This is a genomic window from Methanobacterium sp. (genome assembly GCF_038562635.1).
Classification (GTDB): Archaea; Methanobacteriota; Methanobacteria; order Methanobacteriales; family Methanobacteriaceae; genus Methanobacterium_D.
In genome coordinates this window covers 1-22944 of sequence record NZ_JBCFBO010000005.1, presented here as the reverse complement: position 1 = coordinate 22944, position 22944 = coordinate 1, and the positions used below count along the sequence as shown (strand labels likewise).

Genomic DNA, 22944 nt, shown 5'->3' with positions numbered 1-22944 from the left:
GAGATAACCAAGACAAAATTGATGAAATCTTTGAAATTTACTATGAATACACAATAGATCCAATTAGGGAGATTTAAGAGGTGAGCAAGAACTGAATACGAAAATCAGAATAAGGTCTCTAACTTTTTCTTGTAATTAAGAATTATACTTGGAAATACTGCATTTAATAGAATTTTAAAGTCAACAATTTTACACCGTATCAATAAGAAATTCCAAAACAATTAAAATAAGGATATTATTAAATAGTTCTGAGATATTATTTTAATAATGAGCTAATTTTGGGGAAATATAATATTACATTATATATAACAAAGAATATTCTTTTAAGGGGATATGAAATGAAGAACTATAAAGAAAATGGTCATAAAATCAACTCAATAACCGAAAATAACTCAAATTATTTCAATAATTATAGAAATTTTACTATTAAATATAAGTTATTTGTTTTACTATGTATAGCATTAATTCTTGTTGTAGGTATATTTGGTTATAATGAAGGAAGAGATAATTCAATAGTATTACAGTATAATTCAATTAAAAATGCAGAAGTACATTTAGAAGTAAATTCATCACAAATTATAAAAAATAATTATGAAATATTTATGGTTGATAAAGAATTAATTCCAGGTACATATAGGGTTGAATTAACTGATACAACAGATATAGGATATGTTGAAAGATATAATAATAAAGAAATGGTAACCGATAATCTCATTGCAAAATATACTTTTAAGGATGATGGATATTTGATAATTGAAGGCAATGATGTGGTAGTGAAACTTCAAGGTGTTAAACTTACTTTACAACAAAATTTCTATTTATTCGGATTTTAACTTTTTGGTTATTTAATTCATATAATTCAAAAATTGCGCACTATCACACTAAGTAATAGGGATTCTTAAACTTAATCTTTAGAAAAAAATGTTTGGTTGTAATATTTAGTATTACAACCAAACATTTTTATTTGATCAGAAATTGATCAATTGATAAGGTTTATTATTATCATAAAACAGGGGGGCTTATGTTCCGATGTTATATTTGATAATATTTACATAAGAAAATATTTTGGAGGTGTAAAATGATAAATTCGGATGGGAGTGGTTTTTTTGCAATAGGTATATTGATGATGTTTGTTACTTATCAATTTTGTAAATTCTTTTTAGATAACATACTTTGGTTTTTTCTAGGGTTAATTGTCTATATAATTCTATTTATTTTATGGAATAATTACGGCTATATGATAGTTACTAGGATCAGTCGGTGGTGGCAAGAAATTGTCAGGAGATTTCTTTTAAAATTCTTTAACCAGGACCTTTATAGCAATAATTTTTGTTGGTATGGTTATTGTGCTATTACTTATTGTATTGAAATGGTTGGTTCATTTTTTTTACTATTAATAGGTATTCGCTTATTTGCATATATTTTGTAGAAATTTATTGGAGGGTAGTTATGAATTTAGAATTGTGGTGTGATTCCCAAGAAGAGTTTGGTTATATTGTCGATGTAACTTGTACAAATAAAAGAGTATATTTAGAAAATCATACACTTATAGTTGGTGTGGATGCTGCAGATATAATTTTATTGAATGATCTTTATAATAAAGAATTACTTGAGAAAAAGAAAGCATTTGACATTATTGAATGGTTATTTGAAATTGGCAGAGGGTGGTTTAATATAATCCCATATTGTTGCAGGTATATTAATCTGGACAATTATATTGTTTTTAACCATAATAACAATAAATTTGAATCATTAATAGATACATATTCAAAGTATGCGGAACAATTTATTGAAACATACAATGAAGATGGAAAGCCCATTGTGTTGGGAGAATATGAATTTAAAATGAGAATAAAGTTATGTATTAATGAAGACAGTAAAAGCTTAATATCTAGAAATTCTCATGAAGAAGAGCATATTTATCAGTTATTCAACACTGATAATTATTTGGTTATAAAGTCAGATTTGTTTACAGGAGTAGATAAGGGTTTAGTTATAAGCGCATCTATGAAAGATGACTACATTGACAATATAACAAGTCAATAGATTATTTAATGCGATAGTATGTCTTGTATATTTTATCTTCTAAGGCCTCTAATCTCGCTTCAAACGATAAAAGGTCACATATTATTAATATTACAACAAGTGCTATAGAAATTTTAATAATATGAACTATTGGAGATATCTCATTTATGAAATTGAACGTTAATAATATAGAGCTTGCAACTAGGTGAATTCTAAGATACCTAATTATAATCCTATAATTTATAAAATATCTGTTTAAACTTATTAAAGATTCGCTGTCATCAGAGATATATCTAAATAAGCTGTAATATTTTAAAGTTGAAACATATATTGTTTTGTTTGAGATGAAAAAATATGTAATTGTTATTAAAAAAATTATGATTTTAAGTAGTATTTTCATATATTATTTCTTCCAAGTTGTTTTATATTAAGTTATTATAAAGTATTCGGGCGAGAATGTAAATTCACATTGTTTTTTACATAATGGAAATTCAAAGTAGCTTATGGTTAAGGCTTGAAATGATGAGTAGTATTTATTCTACTCATTATTTTAATTTTGTGGCTAAATAAATTGTTTTAAAAAAATTGTAAGAACTTTTTGAAATAATGTTACAAAATGACTCAGTAAAATTGTCTATATAGTATAGGGATAAATAATAATTCAATTGCTAACGTTTACATGATATAATTAGGTAATAATTTAATTTACGTTGAAGGGGTAGCGGGGAATGTTTTATAAAAAATCAGAATCAGAAGGTATTGGTGTAGAACTGGTAACAGATCTGTATAATACTTATGGCAAGACCATGTGGAAATATGCATATAAGCTTTCAAATGACTATGAAATTTCAAATGATGTTGTATCTATTGCTTTTGTAAAAATCATAGAAAAATTAGATTTAATTAAAAAGATTAGAAAATACAAGATTAAATCATACCTGTTAAGTATAGTTAAAAATTCGTATATAAATTACAAAAGTAAGGAAAAAGAACATATAAATTACGATGATATACAAGAAGTTATAGCAGACAGCAGAAATAATGATTTTTTTCAAGATAAATACTCAATAGTAGAAGAAACCCTGGATTATATGCCAGAGCCGTATAAATCCATCATAAAATTCAGGTATGTATATGAGGAATTAAGTTATGAGGAAATTGCAGAGCTATTAGACATCAGTGCAAATAGCATCAGAATGTATAAAAAGCGAGCCATTGATATGTTGAAAGAAAGGTTACAAGGTGGTGAAATCTATGAAAAATAATAATTACATAAACAATGAACTTAATGAAGATTTTCTTCTAAGGAAGATTGCAACTTCTTTAGTTGAGAAGGATAGTTTATTATTTGATGAGCTGCAAAATGATGAAACTATAGTTAATCCACTACAAGATGACTTAGATAAACGTATTTCAGCAATTATTAATGACAAGTCTAATAAAGAGCAAAATGTCAAAAATTACAACAATGTTAAAAAAACATTAATTAAGGCAGCTGTAATTATTTTTGTAATATCATCTGGCTTTGTTATATCTTTTACTACAGTAGATGCGTTTAGGGTAAAGGTATTAAATTATTATATAGAAAATTTTGATACACATGCTTCATTTATGCCTAAAGAAGAAAAACCTTTTATGGTTTTTAAAGTAGGTTACATACCCGTAGGATATTTAGAAAATGATGAATTTAAATCAGCGAGTTCATATGCTCTAACTTACTACAATCAAGAAAACAATATGATTGCCATCACACTTTATGATAGCGAAACAGTTTTCAATGTAGATACAGAAAACTGTGAAAGATATGATATTACAATCAATAATCAAAATGGATATATTTTTAGAAAGCCAGGGACATTAATTTTGGTATTTAAATTCTATGAAAATTCAATTGTAATTAGCAGCAATGACGATAAATTGACTAATGAAGAATTTATAAGAATAGCTAAATCAATTGATTTATAGTGTAATATGTACCGATTCTTTCTAAGGAAAATATAGTTGTTATATTTTGCTGGTTACAGTAAAGACCAGGGCAAAAGGTTTGCATATTATTTGAAAAAGGAGAAGGATTATATGAATTCATTAATAAACTTGCTACCTATTATGCAATTTATTATTATTGCTTTTTTAGTATGCCTTGGGGTATATGCTTTAATATTGCATATAAAAGCATTAAAGATTTATATAAATAAAAATAGCTAAATAATATGTTGATAGGAATTAGATCCATAGCAGGAGGGATTATGAAAATAAAATTTTTGTTTTTGCTAGTTGTTGTTCTCATTTTTACTAGCTGCAGCTCAAAAGTAAATATAGGCGGTGATGAAATGTATGTTTCGCCTGAGAAGTTAACTGAAAAAGAAAGAAGCATGATTAGTTTGTTTAGCGATATGAACCCTAACCTATTTAATTACTCAATTAGCGGAAATATAAGAGGTGCGTATATTAGATTTACAGATTATTCTAATGCAGTTAATCCAAAGACGGAAACGCTCTTAAGTTTTAGCAATGATTCAGAATCTTTAAAAGGAAGAATTGCAATATCAGATAAAACGGATCAAATAAGAATTGCAGTTGAATCGGAATTCAGTTTATCTTCAATTCAAAAACAATTGTATTCTGATGCTCTTTCCGAAAGAATTTTGTATTTAAACAGAACTCATGAAATTATAATCGGCGAGCCTACTCCCCTGGCTGTAATTCTAAAATCTAAAAATATAAAGCCCATAGAAACAAATCAAATTGAGGATTTCATGAAGAATCCTAATCTATTTGAGCAGTATGATAATTCATATGTTGTAACAATAACATTTTATGATAATTTACAGGATAATATACAATAGAAGAAGGGAAGAAAGCAAAACGCTGCAATAATAGGCACTTTTTAAATGAGTAAAGTAGTCTAGTGAAGGGAATGGGGATATGTTTAAAACAATAATAATTTTAATCATGTATTATAGTTATATTTTTCGGAACCATATTTATTCAATCAACCATTTATGCTCCAACAGAAATTAATTATGAATATGAAGGAATATACTTCGATAATGATAATCCTGAATTGACTGAATCTGTTAAGGTTGTAATAAGTGGTATGATAAGCAAGGATACATGGTTAAGGCCAGAAGCTTTTGTAGGCAATATTTCTATAGATAATTCAAATATAGAAATCACAAAACCATTATTATTCAGTTATTTACGGGATACCAATAATTTGCATTTAGATGATTTTGAAGAAGGCAAAGGATGGAGTTTTCATCCGGATTCTCTCTTAAAACATTTTGACAGCAACACGGTTTGGTGGCATATTTGTATGGACAAAAAGTTTTCTATGATTACTATTGTGCCATTGGAATCTGGAAGAAGTTCTACACAAAGAATTGCAGCACCATGCAATAATCGTGAGGATGCAATTAAAATTAACAGGATGCTTATAAGCGGCATGATAGACTGACGAAATTGAGAAAGTGGGTCTGAAAAAACTTCAATAGTCATGTAGTGCAAGTCTTGTTGCTACATGAAAAACAATCTCAAAATATTGAACAAATTATTTTGAAAGCAGTCTAATATAATATGGAATAATTAGAGCTAAAATATAGGTTACAAATTTTAACAGTTAACAATAATTGAAGTTCGCATGATTAGGATTATGTGTAATTAACCTATGTTTACTAATAGATATGTATTTAAACAAAAGTAAGGAGGTAGACATGTCAATTATAATAAAACGTAGCACCGGATGGATTGGAAGTTTAACAAAAGTTCAAATAAAATTGAATGGAGAAAAGGTTGCAAGTGTAAAGGTAAATCAACAGGTTGAAGTTGAGCTTCTCAATGATAAAGCTTATATAAAAGCCACTCAATTTGGAACTAAGAGCAATGAAATAGAAGTTAAAGATGGAGATATATTGAAAATATCAACAACAAAGTGGTATCGAATCGGCATTCCTATAACAATAATTGTATTTCTTTTTAATAATTTTATTCCAGATTCAATGTATCGAATAGCTGCTCTTATTATAGCTGTATTATCTACTATTAGTATTTTATTTATTAATGGTTTATATATTAAAGTTCTTGACAGAGGTCAGTGATGATAGGGGCTGTTGACACTTAACGTTTATTTAAATGCTTAGCTAAATAGACATTATTTAAATATTACGACACAATTTTAATGTTTTACGACTATAGCAATTAATTTTATTTGGTGAACAATTAACTTAAAAGGAGAAATTTAGATGAATCCATTAGTATTGGGAATATGCATATACATATTAGGCTTTATAATGGCAGTTATAAGCTCAAGTATATTTGATGGAGGGCAGGTTGAGTTTTCTTACTATTATGCGATTATATTTTCTATTCTTTATCTTTCGGCAATTGTAGGAATATCAACATCACCAATATTAAAAGAGTTAAGAAAAAATCGAAATCAATGATATGTCACTATATTCTTATATTGAAACGCATAAGTAGAATTAAGCGAATAAGTTAAAATAGATATGTGGTGGTTCATATTAAAACTGATAATCGAGAAAAAACAAATTATATTTTAATATTAGTATTGGGGTTCTCATTAAATTTCTTGATAGTGAGCGGGCTGAATTTATTTAATATTACAAGTGAAAAGCTTGGCATTAATAACATAATCATTTTTATAGTTTATATTATTTTACTTTATCCTTTATATTTATTTTTAATAAAAGGGTATATTTTAATTTTAAAATTAGCAAATGTAAAATTTAGTAATTATAATAAACAAGAAGATAAAATGAGAATTCCAACAGTGATTGGATTACTTGTTGTTTTTAATATAATTGAATCTACATTACAAATTGACAATATTGCTTCTACTTACATTAGATTATCTGCAACAAGTTTATTAGCTGTCCTTTTTCTTTTGGCTTACATAAAATATTACGAAAAAAGTGAACATTTTAAGAAATAAAGTTGAAAAACTTTTACTAGGCATTTGATAAGGTAAATATTTGAAAGCAATCCTTAAAGTTATAATAATTTTTATTTTATTAATTAACCTTATATTGACACAGATCCAGAACGTCTAATTTATCAAAGTTATATGATATAATAATTCTCGACCAAGCAGAAGGAACTTTAGATAAATTTTACTATGATTTAATTTGCAATAAGTAATACGCATTTTTCAAATATTGCGTCACATAAGTAATAAAATATGGAAAAAGCAATTTTTAGTTTGTACAAGGAGGGTTTATATGAACAAGTCATTAGTTGGTAGTTTGGCAATTATTTTGGGGAGTTTACTTTTATCGTTACAATTATACGGATTGAAAATTATACAGGGTCTAGATATGCAAAAAGGTTCATGGAAAAGTCAAGCTATAGACTATGCAAGCGATATCCCAATTTCCTTGGCAATCTGGATAACTATAGCTGTAATTATTTATGGAATTGTTCTGGTAGTTGGTACTGATAGAATTAAAAAACTATTTAATAGTTAATATGTATGATTCAAATATTGATAAAGAACAATGAGGGGTCAAAATGCTAATTAGACTTATGAAAGGAATTGGAGTTTTCTATCACTGGACTTGGTTTATTTGGCCATTTATACTCGTGTTTTCTTTTTCTAATGGTCTTGTTGAAATTATAAAAGATAAAAATGCTACTAGAAAAAACTTATTGACTGCGGCCATTTCTCTTTTAATTATTTTAGCTGGAGTAACTACACATGCTTTTAACTAACGAATGATTATAAGTATTTTCCTACAAAACTTATATATCGAAATTTTAAAATGTTACGAATGATTCAAACCAATTGGAAATAATGTCATATCGATAAATAGGAATTTTAGAAACTTACTATACCGACTTCAGTCTAAACATAAAAGAAAGGAGTGTTAATTTGTGCTTAGAAGGTGAATAATCTTATTGCTGATTTGTATGTCTTTCTTGACTGCTTGTTTTAATCAAATTAAAGTCGGGGAACAGTTTGTTGGTGAAGTTAATACTTTTGATGGTGTTACCATGAACGTGGTAGAGGGAACCAGTTATCCAGGAAGCATATCTATAGAGGTAATTAATACCACAGATAAAGAAATTGGTAGCGGCAATGTTGCTGATTATAAACTGCAAGTAGAGCGGGACAGCAAGTGGTACTGGTTAAAAGAGGATGGATCGTATTCTATCACCGCCGAGATTTATTTCTATACACTGGATGTACCGGTAATAAATGATTTAAATTGGACGGATAGATACGGCACTTTATCTAAAGGCCGATATCGAATTATAAAGGAATTCTCTGAATATAACAGCAAAACAGGATATAGCACGTTTTTTATGCTTGCTGCAGAATTTAACTTGGAATAGTATCTGTAAACACATTATGTTGAAAATTATAATTTGTATAACTTAATAAAGAAAAAAATATGAAAAGTGAGAGGAATGTAATTATGGGATATTGGAATATAGTTAGAAAATTTGATGCTCATGTTCATGTTATACCTGAAGAAAAAAGACAGGAATTGATAAAAAACTATGGAGAAACCGCTTCATGGTCAAAAGCAAATGTTAATATCTTATTAGGAAATATGGATCAATTTAATATAGAGAAAGCGCTGTTATTACCTATAAACGATTCAAAGACATTTTACGACATGAACAAAACTAATGAATTTATAGCAAGCATTGTAAGTAAAGCTCCAGATAGACTATTTGGCTTTGCAGATTTAATAATAAAAGATGCCTATGGGATGTATGAGGGGGCTGAAGAGTTAGAACATGCGATAAAAGATTTAGGATTAAGAGGTTTAAAAATACATCCAAGTAATTTAAATATACCAGCTGACGATTTAAGGCTTATTCCAGTCTTAAGAAAAGCAGCTGAATTAAATGTACCAGTTATGTATCACTCTTACCCATGGGGACCAGGTTTCTACGATATGAGTTCACCTGATAAAATAAATAGAATGATAAAAATCTTTCCAGACATAAAATTCATAACAGCACACCTTGGTGGTATGAGGTACATGGATGCCATTAGAGCAGTTGATATGGTAGACATTTCTGTTACAATAGTTGAGTTAGTAGAACTTTATGGAATAAAAATTACAAATAATATATTAAGAAAGTTCGGGGTAGAGAGATTAATATTTGGAACTGACTTCCCGGAATTCAGCTACCAAAAATATTTTGATATTTTAGATCAAATGGATTTTACACAAGATGAAATAAACCAAATAGCTTATAAAAATATATCTAATATATTAAATCTATAACAAATAGTATTTAATTATAACTATAAGTTGTTTATTTCATATATTTAGTGCTCTCAATCTTTTCTCCATAGTAAATGTATTTGAAATAGAATTATGTTCAACAGTAAAATAAAGCGAACTAAGCATTAATTTAAAATTAAGTGGCATGAAAAGATAATTGAACGTTTTGAAAAACGGTTGATATAATTTTGGTGAATCACTTATTGTGACGCAGTTTTCGAATATAGCGTCACATAAGTAATAAAATATGGAAAAAGCAATTTTTAGTTTGTACAAGGAGGGTTTATATGAACAAGCCATTAGTTGTTAGTTTGGCAATTATTTTGGGGAGCTTACTTTTATCGTTACAATTATACGGATTGAAAATTATACAGGGTCTAGATATGCAAAAAGGTTCATGGAAAAGTCAAGCTATAGACTATGCAAGCGATATCCCAATTTCTTTTGCAATCTGGATAACTATAGCTGTCATTATTTATGGAATTGTTCTGGTAGTTGGTACTGATAGAATCAAAAAACTTTTTAATATTTAATACGTATGATATCAAATATCCTGTATTAAATAAGGAGACAAAAAATGAAGAAAGGGATTTTTATAGTAGTTATATTAATTGCTTTATTAATGACAGTTGGTTGTAATAATTCTGATTCTTTTTTTACAGATGTAAATTTAAATAATGTTAATTTAATGGTTAAATCATCCTTAAGTTCTTATTATATCAAGAACGGTATTTATCTTTATCTGGATGGCTCTGATGAGATGTTAATAATTGACTTGTTGGTACTTTTAAATTACTATTATATGCAAAGGGGAAAATTTAATAAAATTAAAGAGTGTTTATTCTATACATAAAATATTTTTTAGGGGGGATAGAAATGCCTTTTTTAGCGATTATATCGATGATTGCAAGTGTGCTTTTTTATGTATTAATATCTATTACAATGTTAAGATTATTAAAAGCCTTAGATATCTATATTAAGAAAAATAAGATTAATTGAAAAATGCTAATAAAAAACGTTTTATAGGATAATAAAACACAAGTTAAAAAGATTACCAAAAAAAATTTAAACAGTGTTAAACTATATAAATAGAATGTATAAATTTCAAAATAGATTAATATTATTTTATCCAGTTTACAACTTTATTGTACAAAAAAATTCGAAAAGTAAAAATTGGAACTATATAGTTTACGGCTTTATTGTATTTTTGATATTTTTATTTTAAAGGGTGATTGAATTGTATGAATCAAGTAAAAGATATGCTTTTAGGAATATCTATTATATTAGTTGCTATTATATTATCCTTATTTATTGGGATAGGAGTAGTAACTGCACTATTGGTAATAATAGGAATCTTCCTTGTATTGTATGGATATTTTTCAGATAGCAACAATAAAAAATAACTAAGAAAATATTCATTATAACGTTGAATCATCATAATATTGCGTATAAAGAAATATTGGGTAGAAACGGAACTTAATAGAAGTAATTTGTCTCTATTGGAAGGAGGGTTCAACGAATTATATTATACAAAAAAAGATAATTGTCTTTTATAATCTCCATAATTTTTATAATCACTATCATGTATTTCACATTTGGGAAAAAAGGGTAATAATTGGATATCTTATTTTAATTAACTTTTTATAGGTACTTTTAATTTAATAAAATATTTGTTAAAATTGTTATAGATGTATTTTGTGGGCTTCGTCTGGGCGCTTTTCATGTAAGATAGAAATGGCGTAAAAAATAAAGGAAATTTATTTGATTTCCTTTATTTTTTTATTAATAAGTATTTTAAAAGTATTCTAAGCAGCTTTAATAATCAAGGGTTATTGCTTTTCTACACCTGGGCTCTCTGATCAAAGTAGATTAACTTATCCCAGTAATTTTAGCAACCTTGTAAATTCTGCAAATGCAAGAAAATTAGTTAATAATTAATCTTCCAATTGGAGTATACCTCAATGGAACGACAGAAGTTATAAGAAAATCGTCCCAGATAACTACCAAAAGTCAATTATGAAACGTATCATGACCCATCTTGATTCTATTGGAACATAATGCTAGTATTTTAGTATAATTACGTAAAGGGGAAGAAATGATGGCAAATAAAATATTTGGTTACATAAGAGTTAGTAGTAAAGAACAAAATACTGATAGACAAAAACAAGCATTATTAGAATATGGAGTTGATGAAAGAGATATTATTGAAGATAAGGTTAGTGGTAAAGACTTTAATAGAAACGGATATCTGACATTGAAAAATAGTTTGCTCAGAGATGGAGATACCTTAGTCATAAAAGAATTAGATCGTTTAGGAAGAAATATGGATATGATAAAAAATGAATGGCAGGAAATCCAATCTAACGGAATTGAAATTGTTGTATTAGATACATCGATATTAAATACAAAAAATAAATCAGATCTTGAAAAGAAACTAATAGCAAATATAGTATTTGAATTGCTAACCTATATGGCAGAAAAAGAACGCATTAAGATAAAAACACGTCAAGCAGAAGGTATTGCAATAGCAAAAAGTAAAGGATTGTATAAAGGTAGGAAAAAGATAGTCAATGAAAACCTTAAAAATGTTTATGATGATTGGAAGAAGGGAAAATTAACTGCAGTTAAAGCCATAGAAATGTTAGATATGAAAAAAAGTACATTTTATAGACGTGTTAAAGAATATGAAAGTAGTAAATAAGCTACTTTCTTTTTTGGTATTTATTTTTACAAAAAATAAAAGCGTTCGAGTGAAGCCCACCATAGCCATCCGAACATTACACTTCCCCTTTTGCAAAGTTCAAATTTGCAACTAATTTGAAACTTTCAACTTCTTCCAAACTAAGTCAATATAGTTTTGGGCTGTACGAGGGTTAATGAACTCTGAACCATGCGTAAATAATTCCCGATATTGCACCAAATTCTTTTTATTTAACAGTTGCTGTATATAACTTAATCGAAGTCTTTGGTTTGTGCATAACAAAAACTGCTCATCTTCATATATTAAGGTTTCCAAATCTGATTTAAGTTTCTCTTCAGTTTCTTTGCGTCTTTCAAGCACGTCATCAATGGCACATTCATAGGATTCAATCAAATCCAAATATTTTTCTTTTCCCAGTAACAATCCTTCATCAAGATGCCAATAATCACTTTCAAAAAATCCAACTTTTTGCCCTTGATATAATGCAAAGTAAGTTATTTGAATAGGTCTTGAAAAATCAATATCATCTATTTGAATGTTGTAATTATCTATTTCATAGGCCAATAGTTTAAGTAAGTCATCATCTAATCTGCTAATCACTTGATCTGTTATTTTAAAGATATCAGGATCATAAAATGCCTTGTTGTAAAACACGGTTGTAATATTATGGGATTTAATGAACCGGAGAAATTCTTCAACATTACTATTCTTAAGTGTAATTAGTGTTTCGAGTTGAGAATCTGAAGTATCCACTTCAAAAGTATCAATATCATTTTCAGCTAACTTATCAATCACAATCTTCTCTATAATCAATGTCCTTCACTCCTCTCTTGGTTGGATGATCAAATGAACTAATTTTCATATCCTTCATTACAATATCCTAAAGTATCTACCAAATCTTTTCCTAACTGACTTGACTCCAGTTCCAAATCAACCCGATAAGCTTTATAGACACAACTCGCCCATAGTTTTTTATTTAGCTCTTCTTTCAATAATTTCAGTCATTTTTAATTAATACCATTACTCTTACTTCAATATTATTTTTTATTAAACTCCAAACTTGAGTAATAATTCCTGAACACGTTCTTTAGAAAATCTCCAAGTATCTGGAATCTTATCAATGGTGCCGTATCCAACTGCCTGCTTACTCCACACGTGATTTTCATATAAGATTGTCTCACCTCGCCCAACAGCAGATGCATTTAGCCTCTCAGCAATTTCGTCTGGCGTAGCAAGATATACTCGTGGCATATCAGTTATAGCAACATCTATGAACTGTACAAGGCAAAATATTGTCCCCTTATGATGCGCAGAAAGCCATTTTGCCGTTGCCTCGTGATATGTACAGTTGACTTTCTTGTATTTCTGCGTTAGCCCCCAACCTCCGTCCTGGCTACCCTTAACAGATATCTTTAACATCTGATTACCATTAACAACGATAATATCATATTCTGGTTGGTTTGCCCCATACTGAACAGAAACATCATAGCCACAGCGTGCAAATAATGCAGCTGCATAGGCTTCTGCGGCAACACCAACATGCCATGAACTCATTATTTTCTTCATGCTAATTTCTCCTATTTTACTATATTTTGTTCATCTTAAACATAATGGGAGGTTTATATCCATACATAAAAGTTTAAGCAATTCATCGACCCACATATATACTACTATTTAGTAACAAGTATCCTTAATTTTCCTATACAAGTATATAGTATCAAAAATATTTCATAATTACAATAAATTATGAAGCGTTATATGATACAATTCAAAAATAGAAAAACACTGAAAATTATGTTTTATAAAACATGTATCAAAAATCGCCGTTATTGAAACTATAGCCAAAGTGGTGAATGAAGTTCATGTGTCTTCTATCCACTTCCTCCCTCCGTGTAATGTGTAACACCGCAGACAGCTAGCTTGCACGAGAAAACGGTACGGCTTTTCTGATCAGTTGGATAACAAAAAATACTATCTAATTTAAGGGCGTTTGAGCAAAAAACATATACTAATAACATATAGGCCAATAAGAGAAAATTGGTAAAAAATCATTATATAGTGATTTTTGAACACGAAATATCAATAATAAATTGTAAAAGCATAGCTGCTGTGATATAATTTCATGAATGGGTGTCCGCTTTGGTTTGGGGGTGTTCTTATATGGCGGTTTGCTATGATAAGCTATGGAAGCTGTTAATTGATAAAAAAATGAAACGTACTGATTTGAAAGTAATGGCAGGTATTAGTTCTAATGTCCTTGCTCGAATGGGGCATGGAGAAGCAGTTTCATTGGAAAGTCTTGAAAAGATTTGCAAACTACTACATTGCGAAATTGGAGACATCTTTGAATTTATAGATGCATAGGAGGATTACCATGAAACTGAATAGTTATGAAACATCATTAGATGAAAAATTATCAGAATTTGATTTATGGGTAACACCATCATTGGGTGAAATTCGAGATACACCGCAGTTTAAGATTAATTTGGAGCTATTAAAAAACGGTTTTGACTTGCTTGCAGAAATAACAGGTAATTTCAAAGACATCTCATCTTGCTCTTCGACATCTCTTGCAAGTAACGCTATTGTGTACATAGCTGGAAAAGATGGACCACAGGCCAAAGAAGCATTAGACAGTATTTGCAATGTTCTGTTGCTGGCTACTGGAAAAACTGACAATAATCTGAAATGCCAGTTTCCGTTATTGCTTACAAATACCTATAATCTTTCAAACTATCCACAGAAAACTGTAAGTGGACAATGGAGGAATAAAGCATTACCGCGCACACTATCATTAGGTGACGTAACGAAGATCATAGTCCAACTATCAGGGCAGGAGGAGTACCAAAAAGTATTCACCGCTAGCTATTTCCATTTGATAATTTCAGATGAAATATATGCGAAACAGTTATGGAGCTTGGGAAGTTCATATATCTCCCAAAAGGTCTTGGGAAATGCCGACTCTCTCATTAGTTCCATTGTTATTTTCCAGTCGAGGGGTTCAATAACTGCTACACAAGGTCATATTCCAGAGACAATTCTAAGAACATATATGGCAGATTGGGGATTGGAAGCTGGAAAGGATTTCAATACTCAAGATGTGGAAATTGGCGAGCTGTTAGAAGGCATTCCAGCTGATAACACAATTAAAAAACGCAAGTATGATTTTATTATACCTTTCCAGTCTCGAAAAGACGGTGCAAAGGTATTTATACAAAGCCAGTATTACGCGGGCGATTCAGGCAGCGTTTCTCACAAAGTTGTTGACCAGACGGATAGCTCCAGAGAGGTGACATTAAGGAAATACCCACAAGCTGTTTTTATAGAATTTCTAGATGGTGCAGGCTATTTTTCATCTCTTAACGGTGATTTACGTAAGATGCTTGCAAAGCCTACCACAAAGGATTTCATTCAGATTAAAACGGCACCAATTAAATTGCGAAGAGAACTACAGGACATTCATTTCTTGACAGCGTTGGAAATAGAACATGCCATTTTAAGGACATCAGGAAATAGAGCCGATGTTACAGAAATTCTTCTCCTAGAAGGATATTCAACCGACGAAATTTTGATGGCGATTGATAAGGCTGTTAGAAGCAGTTGCATCTTACTTTCTGAAAATGGGCAACTATCAATAAAACCAGATCGGATTGATATAGTCAGAAAGTACTGCTTATTGGATTTGATCGCTAATCTAGGACAACCAATCCCCGATGATAAAGGAGCAGGCTATTTGATTGTAGCAGGTTACAAAATTGCATGGGGATTACCGCAGGCAGATCTTATTGAAGCTGCATTAAATGCAATCCCTACGCTGGATACACTTTGGGGCACAAAAATAGCCCCATTTAATGACATTCAGTGGCTGTTAGATAAGGGTTTTATTAAGACAAAATAAGGAGATAGTTAGTGACGAATAAATATACAATAAATCAAGCATTAGAAAAAGATGGTGTAGTCATTCTACCTCCTATGGATGTATTTGACTCCATCGCATTATTAAAGGATGCAAATATTCATGTGGAATGTACAATGCTTGACCCTTGGTACAATAAAGGGTTTGGTGGTGTACTTCCCACGGAAGAATATGATTACTTTATACAAAAATTGCTCAATGATTCCGGTGAAGTATCTGAACTTCTCTATCTTTGGGGATTTCCAGAAGTGATTGGGCCATATGTCAGATATTCACCAGAAGGATTTTATATGTCGGCATGGTTGACATGGTACTATAAAAATTGCCCATCTGTTATAAGGGGTTGGCGTTCAAGCCAAAACGCATGCCTACAATTTATGAGGAAGGGATATTCTCTACACCCAGAACACTTTCTTAATCCGGAACAAAAGGAAAAGTTTGCAGCCGGTAAAATGAGATTTGTTCCTGGGCCACCAAGTGTAATCGAAGTGCCGCTCAATATTGGCTTTGTTGGTAAAAAGGAGCAAACAGGGCACCCTTCTCAAAAGCCTGAGGCTGTATTTGACAAACTCATTTTAATGGCAACAAAAGCCGGAGACACAATATTTGATCCAATGGCTGGTTCGGGAACATCAGGTGCATCGTCTCTAAAGAACGAAAGGAAAAGCATCTTGTGTGATATAAATGAGGACTATATTCAGATAATGGAAAAAAGATTGGGTGTGAAGCGAATAACGCTTTGACCTTGATTTTCCTATTGTAGAAGCACTCAAACGTAATAGTCTGGGTGTTTTTATTTTGCCCATTATCAAAAGGAGATATACATTGAGACCAAGTTGGTATAACTGGAACAGAAAATTGAAGAAGGGGAATATAAGCTGGTACAGATAATCAACTCGTATAAAAGAAAGGAATAACAATATGTTTTAATTTGCATAAGAAATAAAAAATCATATTATTTTTTAGAAATGAAAAGCTGGCGCAAGGATAAGATATAGTATAAAGATAAATAAAAATATTGTTGTAAAAGTTTGAATACTCTGCATAAATTTGTAAGAGAACTTTCTTATAAAATAATTAATTTATTATTTATATTGTTGCATTTATAACTGTATTATAGTTTTAGGAATTTAAGAGGTTAAGATTGACAAGATGTCGACAGTGGAATGTCAAAAACTTGAACATGAAAATGAAAAAATGCGAAGAATCATAAGTTTAATATTGACTGGAGATTAGAAAGCCGTAAGCATCCTATAAATGTATGCTGCTAGTTTATTATGATACAAGTACTTTAGTGGCATTTTATGTAATATATTGTAGACAGAAAATGTTTGCAGATATATAATTGAGTCATATAAATAAATGGGGGGCTACGCAATGGCTAAAAAAGATGTAACTATTTACTTTTATGAGTTACAATTTGCATCAAATACTGGTGTTCAAAATCCAGATGGTACGTTGCAAAAGAAGTGCGAAGATTTAGAATTATTTAAAAAGGAACTTGTTAATGTGTTAAGTAATCATATAAATGAATTTAATACATTATCCTTTGGAACCGATGATAAATACTCTATAGAAATTATCAATAGAGGAACATCGATTAACAACATAAATAATATAAAATTATGTCCAATTGATGAAAATATTAATTATATTTTTGGAAAAATAGGGGAAGAGAGGAATATAATTAATTATCAACGTAGGAACAAAACGACTTTGGAGCCAAAGGATCTTGAAAAAAGCATTGATGAAATTTTTGAAAGCTTCACCTACTTTTATCTGTTCTTTGAAAAAGTAGGTGAAAAAAAGGTTGTGACAATAGCTTTTTTAAATTTTCAAAGTGCTCCTGGCATTCGGCAGCTGAAAATGCTGACAAGTTTAATGGGTAATCCTGATTACATTATAGATATTGAACCAATAGTATCATTGGATTGCATAGCATTGTTGATGGGCAAACAAATAGTAAATACACTAAATTACAGTGTATCATTACCACCTGATGATGCACTATCCTCAGAAGTGTTTGGCCTAAAAGAGGAAGAGTTTGATGCTTTAAGAAATTTAAAAAGCTTAGATTTAACTCTGGAATTAAAGGGCACTAGGAGTAAAGATGTTTTCAAAGATAAAAATGTAATTAGGGTGTTTTATAATAATTTAAAGAACTTTACAGATAAAAGGAATGGTTACAACTTATCAGTTTCTGCTAAAGCAAAGAACGAAGATGAAAAAATGTTGGAATACAACTTTTTAGATAATAAATTCATATCAAAAGCTACACTTAACTTTGAAAACGAGATTGCGTGGCAATTAGAAGTTGAAAAAACAATGCATATTAAGTATATGGACATGAGAATGGAGTTGCTAAAAAGCTTGAAAGGATGATTAGTTTGAAAGGCTTAAAGGAACTGTGGAGGTTTTATTCGGCAAATATTATTCTGTCAGCATTCTGTATATTAGGTTTAATTATATTTTATAAATTTAATTTATTTATTTTGTCTGATTCTATATTAATAGACTTAACTGGTTATAATTCTATTATTGCTGGTTTCCTATTTACAGCAATCAGTGTATTGATAAGCGCATTGTCAAATGAGCGTATAGAAAGATTATTAAAACACAAGTATTTAAATAAATATTATTTTTCTATCATTGCCTCATTAGCTCTAAGTGTAATATCAATTATAATTAATTTGGTTTATCTTTATTTAGACATAAGCATTTTGCTGAATTGCATACTAATTTTACAGAAGACGGTTATTAGTTTAACCCTTATGAGCTCAATGTTTTTTATACAAGCAATATATTATATTATCAAATTATTAAGAAAGTTATTTGATAAATAATAACATGGATAAAAGCAAAGCATATAAAAAGAACTTGCCTTATAGAAAAGTAAGTTCTTTTTATTATTAATATTTTCCATGTGGCCAAATATTCACTAAATGCATTTTTTGACTTTGCATTAGGCCCTTGAAACCACTGCAATTGGTGAGCCATGAGGGATCCGAACCCCAACGAACAGATTCGAAGTCTAAAATTGTCATTTTGGTAGCTTTTGTATATTGATGTAACTATTGATAAGTCAATGTTTTATAATTTTGTTATACATTATCGTTTTGTATTTTTTAGGTATTATTTTGAGTGTTTATTCTCCAAATAATCCACAAATATTTCTTGTCAAAATTATACTGCCTGATCTTTTATTTAAATTGTATTTTGTTTTGAAAAAATGAACTCAGTAAAATAAATTAAATCACATATATCATTATATTTGCTAATTCTTTCTTGTTTGAATTGAAAAATTACAATTATTATGAGTATTGAAAAAATAAATAAGGCATAAAAAGTTACAATTATACCCTGAAATGTGTCCTGAATATTAAACGCACCCTGCAGGAAAGCAACAAACAAAGAGCCTAATACAAATGAAATATATGCATGTTCTCCTAATATTGATTTACTATTTTTACTAAATGTAATAAGTTGATCTCTATAAAATCTTTCGTATATGTCTTTATTAATATTGTTTTCAGATAAGACGGTATCAAGTTCTTTAATTATGTAACTATTTAGTTTCGAACGATAATTATGAGCGTTAATTGTTTTATCGCCCGTTAGAGAAATTAATTTTTTAAATTTATAATGATTCATGAAATATTTTAGGATGAATAAAATGATTAATAATAATAAAGTATATTTAAATATTACGTCAATTGATGAGTTCTGCTTATAATTGTTTAATATTGTAAAGATAAGAAATGTATATGTTAATGATATAATAAGTAAAATTTTGTTGCTTATAAGTCTTGAAATTTTTGCGTACTCTACATAATAATTATCTGGTGTAAACATATGATTAATACCCTCCAAAATCCTTTATGAAAATGTTACCAAACAAGTCTTAAAATTATATTAAAAAATTTAAAATATGGAAAATATTAACCAACAAATTATAACTTTAATAATTTTGGATTAATATTGACAAAAAATATTGAAGCAGCTATGAAATTACTTGAGTAAAGAATTTATTATTTGAAGATATATCAAATCAAGAAGTAGAGCCGTGCTAAAAGGCTCAGGCTTTTTTATTTTTTGACAAGGTCTTTATTTTGTTATAAAATATAAGTAAATTTATGGGGGTATTAGATATGGAGGATAAACTAAAACAAGATATCTGTGATATAGTTTCTTCATTTACTCAATTACCATATTTATTTGTAGGAACGGGACTTTCAATGCGCTATTCATCTGCTCCATCGTGGGATGATTTGCTTTTTAATGCCTGGAGTATGATGAATAATGGTGGAGGGTTAAGGTATCAAAAGTTGAAACAGAAAATTGAGTATGCCTTGAAGGATGTAATTCCAGACATAGAAGAAGATCAAAAAAAGTATTACATAAATCCGCAGTTAGCTACAATATTACAGAATCAATTTAATACAATGTTTTATGAAGATGATGACTTTGAAAAAAAAGCATTTTCTGAAGATGAGTCAAAATTAATTTTGGATAATAAATATGATCCATTTAAATATTACATTTCAAGACAAGTTGAAAGTTTAACTATAAATACTGAAGCTAAAGATTTTAATGAAATTGAGATTCTTTCTAAAAACCGTAATAAAATAGCAGGAATCATTACAACAAATTATGATACTATTTTAGAACAAATATTTTCTGATTTCACAGTTTTAGTAGGACAAGATAATATGTTATTATCAAATACTAACAGTATATTCGAAATATTTAAAATTCACGGTAGTATAGAATTTCCAAACTCTATGGTGCTAACGAAAGAAGATTATGATTATTTTGATAAAAAGTTGAAATATTTATCAGCGAAGTTATTAACTTTATTTGTTGAGCATCCAATAATATTCATTGGGTATGGAATGGGTGATCTCAATATACTGAAATTACTAGAAGAAATTTCAATTTGTTTAAATGCTCAACAGTTAGACAAAGTAAAAAATAACTTTATATTTATAACACGTTCTAATGATGGAAAAGAATTTATTAGAAAAAAAGAAATGACATTTGATAATAAACGGATAAGTATGACGGAATTAGTATTGGTAGACTATTCTTCCTTTTATAATTGCTTGGATATTATCGAATCTTCTATTCCTGTTAAATTAATGAGAAAGTTGCAAGACATGGTGTGTAAATATGTGTATTCGGTGGAAACTAAAAATAACATTATTTTTGGAAACATAAACAGTCCTGATATTGAAGATGATAAAGCAGCAATTTATGTAGGAAGTGCAGATACAATTTCACAAATTGGTTTTGATTACTTTACAATAGAAGACATATTAGAGGATATAATACTCGACAATAGGCCTTATCTGATTAATAAAAAATTAATTGAAAAAACCTTTAGGAATATAAGAAGTATTGCGGGAACAACATATTTACCGATATATAAATATTTAAGGAAATTGGAAATGAGTAATGATGAAATACCTAAAAAATACAAAGTAATAGTAGATTATAATAACATTTCTCCTAACCAGGGGGAATTGAATTATGTAAATAAAGAAGCTAACTTTAAAACAATTGAAGAAATAGAAAATGAATATCCTGATCATATGATCAAACAAATATCTAATATAAAAAAATATGCTAGCAACATAAGTGCAGAAGAATTACATAAATTCATTTTAAAGCATTATAAAAAAGATACCTATAATAGCAATCTAGCATCGTTCAAAAAATTAATAGCTCTTTATGACTTTAAAATGTATTCAAATATTTAAAAATAAAGAAGATGTAATCCCCAAAGTTCATGCTTCCTGAAAAGGTCGTAATCCATTTGGTTCATACATCTTGTGCTTTATCTTTTGCTATTTATGTGTTCATTATACCATAAAATGAACACAAGTCAAGCGAATTTTTGTGAAAATGTATTCATAAATATGCATAAAACTAACCAAAATCAATTAGGGCAGCCACACACCAAGGTGTAGGTTCTGCCCTTTTTAATTTAAACTTATCCCAGCCAGCTCATGTAATGACTGTTTAACTACTAGTCCAATATTATCGTCAAAAGAGGTGGCCATATGTATTGTATTATATGCTTGTACTGAATGAATGTTACCTAGTAAATTTATTGCCACAAAAGGCGCAAGATGTTATCATGTAGGTTGAAATAAAAATGCATAAATTGCTAAGTCATAGCACAAGCCTTTAAAATGAGATTTAAGGTATGAAAATATTGACAAGGTAAAATAAACTTTAATTACAGCAGTGATCCATATAAAGTTAGGACATTTTTGGGACATTTTTTATTGTAAAAGCATATAAAATGCAGTTAATAAATAAAAACAATATATCGCTAAAACATTGAAATTACAGAAAAGTGTTAATTACATATTACATCCTATTACTTGGGGAGGTAAAGCTACTCGCTTAAAATATAAAGAAGCACATGAGCACGAAGAAGTAAGCAATATGTAATTAACCAATTGATAAAAGACACTGGCTGCAACAGGTTGGTGTCTTTTTAGTTTTTTGATTTTGCTACAAAATATAAGTAAAATAATATATGTTTTTATCCCTTCTGGGCAATTTTCAAAAAAGTATCTTTAAATAGATGTCGGAAATTGCATATTCTATTCATTATAGGGCTTTTGATTATGCGAATATGTCGCTAAAAAATGATGCCAGTAGTACCCTTTGAAATTTTTAAGTTGTTATTTTTAAAAGAAAATAATATTATTAAGTTAAGGATAAAAGTGGAAAGTAAACTTAGAAATACTAGAAGTGAAAAGGAATTATGAAATCTGCTTTTAAATTAATAGCAAAAATAAGTTATAAGACAAATTATACTTTAAACATCATGAATTTGGAATCTCTGATTCAAAATTAATTCGAACAAGAGGTAGAAATGCTAATATATTTAAACCTAATAGATACAGAAGAAGAAAAAAATAAATTTGAACAAATATATTATAAATATAAGCAACTATTGTTTTATGTGGCTAACAAAATCTTAAATGATGAATATCTTTCTGAAGATGCGGTTCATGAAACATTTATCA

At 29.0% G+C, this 22944-nt stretch carries 24 protein-coding genes; 22 read left to right on the top strand and 2 right to left on the bottom strand.

Annotated features, from left to right (window positions below; genetic code table 11):
• The first annotated feature begins 338 nt into the window (after positions 1-338).
• The 17 genes from AAGU07_RS16290 to AAGU07_RS16210 all read left to right on the top strand — a co-directional run bounded on the left by AAGU07_RS16290 (position 339) and on the right by AAGU07_RS16210 (position 11985).
• A complete protein-coding gene (locus AAGU07_RS16290; RefSeq protein WP_342460143.1) occupies positions 339-833 on the top strand; it encodes a hypothetical protein in 495 nt (164 codons plus the stop codon).
• A gap of 616 nt (positions 834-1449) precedes the next feature.
• Positions 1450-2046 (top strand): hypothetical protein, encoded by a 597-nt coding sequence (locus tag AAGU07_RS16285; protein ID WP_342460142.1) that lies wholly within the window; start codon positions 1450-1452, stop codon positions 2044-2046.
• A gap of 707 nt (positions 2047-2753) precedes the next feature.
• The gene (locus AAGU07_RS16280; RefSeq protein ID WP_342460141.1) at positions 2754-3290 is read left to right on the top strand and encodes a sigma-70 family RNA polymerase sigma factor; all 537 of its coding nucleotides are present in this window, start codon (positions 2754-2756) and stop codon (positions 3288-3290) included.
• Positions 3280-3990, top strand: coding sequence for a DUF4367 domain-containing protein (locus tag AAGU07_RS16275; protein ID WP_342460140.1), 711 nt, complete (start codon positions 3280-3282; stop codon positions 3988-3990). Before AAGU07_RS16280 ends, AAGU07_RS16275 begins: the two co-directional genes overlap by 11 nt.
• A gap of 281 nt (positions 3991-4271) precedes the next feature.
• On the top strand, positions 4272-4871 hold the full coding sequence (locus AAGU07_RS16270) for a hypothetical protein (protein WP_342460139.1): 600 nt from the start codon (positions 4272-4274) through the stop codon (positions 4869-4871).
• 218 nt (positions 4872-5089) lie between these two features.
• Complete coding sequence (locus tag AAGU07_RS16265; RefSeq protein ID WP_342460138.1) at positions 5090-5482, top strand: hypothetical protein; 393 nt, start codon at positions 5090-5092, stop codon at positions 5480-5482.
• Between the two features lie 256 nt (positions 5483-5738).
• A complete protein-coding gene (locus AAGU07_RS16260; RefSeq protein ID WP_342460137.1) occupies positions 5739-6122 on the top strand; it encodes a hypothetical protein in 384 nt (127 codons plus the stop codon).
• A gap of 144 nt (positions 6123-6266) precedes the next feature.
• Positions 6267-6467 (top strand): hypothetical protein, encoded by a 201-nt coding sequence (locus AAGU07_RS16255; protein ID WP_342460136.1) that lies wholly within the window; start codon positions 6267-6269, stop codon positions 6465-6467.
• 332 nt (positions 6468-6799) lie between these two features.
• Entirely contained in the window at positions 6800-6976 is a 177-nt protein-coding gene (locus AAGU07_RS16250) for a hypothetical protein (protein WP_342460135.1), read from the top strand.
• Between the two features lie 286 nt (positions 6977-7262).
• A complete protein-coding gene (locus tag AAGU07_RS16245; RefSeq protein ID WP_342460134.1) occupies positions 7263-7508 on the top strand; it encodes a hypothetical protein in 246 nt (81 codons plus the stop codon).
• A gap of 43 nt (positions 7509-7551) precedes the next feature.
• On the top strand, positions 7552-7752 hold the full coding sequence (locus tag AAGU07_RS16240) for a hypothetical protein (protein ID WP_342460133.1): 201 nt from the start codon (positions 7552-7554) through the stop codon (positions 7750-7752).
• 282 nt (positions 7753-8034) lie between these two features.
• On the top strand, positions 8035-8376 hold the full coding sequence (locus tag AAGU07_RS16235; RefSeq protein WP_342460132.1) for an immunoglobulin-like domain-containing protein: 342 nt from the start codon (positions 8035-8037) through the stop codon (positions 8374-8376).
• Between the two features lie 59 nt (positions 8377-8435).
• Positions 8436-9284 carry an amidohydrolase family protein gene (locus AAGU07_RS16230; RefSeq protein ID WP_342460131.1) on the top strand — a complete coding sequence of 283 codons (849 nt, stop codon included), beginning with the start codon at positions 8436-8438 and terminating at the stop codon, positions 9282-9284.
• Between the two features lie 287 nt (positions 9285-9571).
• Complete coding sequence (locus AAGU07_RS16225; protein ID WP_342460130.1) at positions 9572-9817, top strand: hypothetical protein; 246 nt, start codon at positions 9572-9574, stop codon at positions 9815-9817.
• 44 nt (positions 9818-9861) lie between these two features.
• Positions 9862-10137, top strand: a complete 276-nt coding sequence (locus AAGU07_RS16220) for a hypothetical protein (RefSeq protein WP_342460129.1) — start codon at positions 9862-9864, stop codon at positions 10135-10137.
• Between the two features lie 388 nt (positions 10138-10525).
• Positions 10526-10687, top strand: a complete 162-nt coding sequence (locus AAGU07_RS16215; RefSeq protein WP_342460128.1) for a hypothetical protein — start codon at positions 10526-10528, stop codon at positions 10685-10687.
• Positions 10688-11379: 692 nt separating this feature from the next.
• Positions 11380-11985 (top strand): recombinase family protein, encoded by a 606-nt coding sequence (locus AAGU07_RS16210; protein WP_342460127.1) that lies wholly within the window; start codon positions 11380-11382, stop codon positions 11983-11985.
• Positions 11986-12096: 111 nt separating this feature from the next.
• On the opposite strand, the gene AAGU07_RS16205 is transcribed toward AAGU07_RS16210, so the two are convergent.
• Entirely contained in the window at positions 12097-12798 is a 702-nt protein-coding gene (locus AAGU07_RS16205; protein ID WP_342460126.1) for a hypothetical protein, read from the bottom strand.
• A 234-nt stretch (positions 12799-13032) separates the two neighbouring features.
• Positions 13033-13551, bottom strand: a complete 519-nt coding sequence (locus AAGU07_RS16200) for a hypothetical protein (RefSeq protein ID WP_342460125.1) — start codon at positions 13549-13551, stop codon at positions 13033-13035.
• Between the two features lie 594 nt (positions 13552-14145).
• Between AAGU07_RS16200 and AAGU07_RS16195 the strand changes: the two genes are divergently transcribed.
• From AAGU07_RS16195 to AAGU07_RS16175, 5 genes are all read left to right on the top strand, one after another.
• Positions 14146-14349, top strand: a complete 204-nt coding sequence (locus AAGU07_RS16195; RefSeq protein WP_342460124.1) for a helix-turn-helix transcriptional regulator — start codon at positions 14146-14148, stop codon at positions 14347-14349.
• A gap of 10 nt (positions 14350-14359) precedes the next feature.
• The gene (locus AAGU07_RS16190; RefSeq protein ID WP_342460123.1) at positions 14360-15883 is read left to right on the top strand and encodes a hypothetical protein; all 1524 of its coding nucleotides are present in this window, start codon (positions 14360-14362) and stop codon (positions 15881-15883) included.
• Positions 15884-15894: 11 nt separating this feature from the next.
• Entirely contained in the window at positions 15895-16644 is a 750-nt protein-coding gene (locus AAGU07_RS16185; protein WP_342460122.1) for a site-specific DNA-methyltransferase, read from the top strand.
• A 634-nt stretch (positions 16645-17278) separates the two neighbouring features.
• Positions 17279-18283, top strand: coding sequence for a hypothetical protein (locus tag AAGU07_RS16180; protein WP_342460121.1), 1005 nt, complete (start codon positions 17279-17281; stop codon positions 18281-18283).
• Between the two features lie 1766 nt (positions 18284-20049).
• Entirely contained in the window at positions 20050-21660 is a 1611-nt protein-coding gene (locus AAGU07_RS16175) for an SIR2 family protein (protein ID WP_342460120.1), read from the top strand.
• The last annotated feature ends 1284 nt before the right edge of the window (positions 21661-22944 follow it).

Bases quoted from the DNA above. Each gene is read 5' to 3' on its own strand.
- AAGU07_RS16290 (WP_342460143.1), top strand. From the start codon at position 339: ATGAAGAACTATAAAGAAAATGGTCATAAAATCAACTCAATAACCGAA.
- AAGU07_RS16220 (WP_342460129.1), top strand. From the start codon at position 9,862: ATGAAGAAAGGGATTTTTATAGTAGTTATATTAATTGCTTTATTAATG.
- AAGU07_RS16270 (WP_342460139.1), top strand. From the start codon at position 4,272: ATGAAAATAAAATTTTTGTTTTTGCTAGTTGTTGTTCTCATTTTTACT.
- AAGU07_RS16250 (WP_342460135.1), top strand. From the start codon at position 6,800: ATGAGAATTCCAACAGTGATTGGATTACTTGTTGTTTTTAATATAATT.
- AAGU07_RS16175 (WP_342460120.1), top strand. From the start codon at position 20,050: ATGGAGGATAAACTAAAACAAGATATCTGTGATATAGTTTCTTCATTT.
- AAGU07_RS16240 (WP_342460133.1), top strand. From the start codon at position 7,552: ATGCTAATTAGACTTATGAAAGGAATTGGAGTTTTCTATCACTGGACT.
- AAGU07_RS16235 (WP_342460132.1), top strand. From the start codon at position 8,035: ATGAACGTGGTAGAGGGAACCAGTTATCCAGGAAGCATATCTATAGAG.
- AAGU07_RS16285 (WP_342460142.1), top strand. From the start codon at position 1,450: ATGAATTTAGAATTGTGGTGTGATTCCCAAGAAGAGTTTGGTTATATT.
- AAGU07_RS16260 (WP_342460137.1), top strand. From the start codon at position 5,739: ATGTCAATTATAATAAAACGTAGCACCGGATGGATTGGAAGTTTAACA.
- AAGU07_RS16210 (WP_342460127.1), top strand. From the start codon at position 11,380: ATGATGGCAAATAAAATATTTGGTTACATAAGAGTTAGTAGTAAAGAA.
- AAGU07_RS16180 (WP_342460121.1), top strand. From the start codon at position 17,279: ATGGCTAAAAAAGATGTAACTATTTACTTTTATGAGTTACAATTTGCA.
- AAGU07_RS16190 (WP_342460123.1), top strand. From the start codon at position 14,360: ATGAAACTGAATAGTTATGAAACATCATTAGATGAAAAATTATCAGAA.
- AAGU07_RS16245 (WP_342460134.1), top strand. From the start codon at position 7,263: ATGAACAAGTCATTAGTTGGTAGTTTGGCAATTATTTTGGGGAGTTTA.
- AAGU07_RS16255 (WP_342460136.1), top strand. From the start codon at position 6,267: ATGAATCCATTAGTATTGGGAATATGCATATACATATTAGGCTTTATA.
- AAGU07_RS16215 (WP_342460128.1), top strand. From the start codon at position 10,526: ATGAATCAAGTAAAAGATATGCTTTTAGGAATATCTATTATATTAGTT.
- AAGU07_RS16195 (WP_342460124.1), top strand. From the start codon at position 14,146: ATGGCGGTTTGCTATGATAAGCTATGGAAGCTGTTAATTGATAAAAAA.
- AAGU07_RS16280 (WP_342460141.1), top strand. From the start codon at position 2,754: ATGTTTTATAAAAAATCAGAATCAGAAGGTATTGGTGTAGAACTGGTA.
- AAGU07_RS16200 (WP_342460125.1), bottom strand. From the start codon at position 13,551: ATGAAGAAAATAATGAGTTCATGGCATGTTGGTGTTGCCGCAGAAGCC.
- AAGU07_RS16275 (WP_342460140.1), top strand. From the start codon at position 3,280: ATGAAAAATAATAATTACATAAACAATGAACTTAATGAAGATTTTCTT.
- AAGU07_RS16230 (WP_342460131.1), top strand. From the start codon at position 8,436: ATGAAAAGTGAGAGGAATGTAATTATGGGATATTGGAATATAGTTAGA.
- AAGU07_RS16225 (WP_342460130.1), top strand. From the start codon at position 9,572: ATGAACAAGCCATTAGTTGTTAGTTTGGCAATTATTTTGGGGAGCTTA.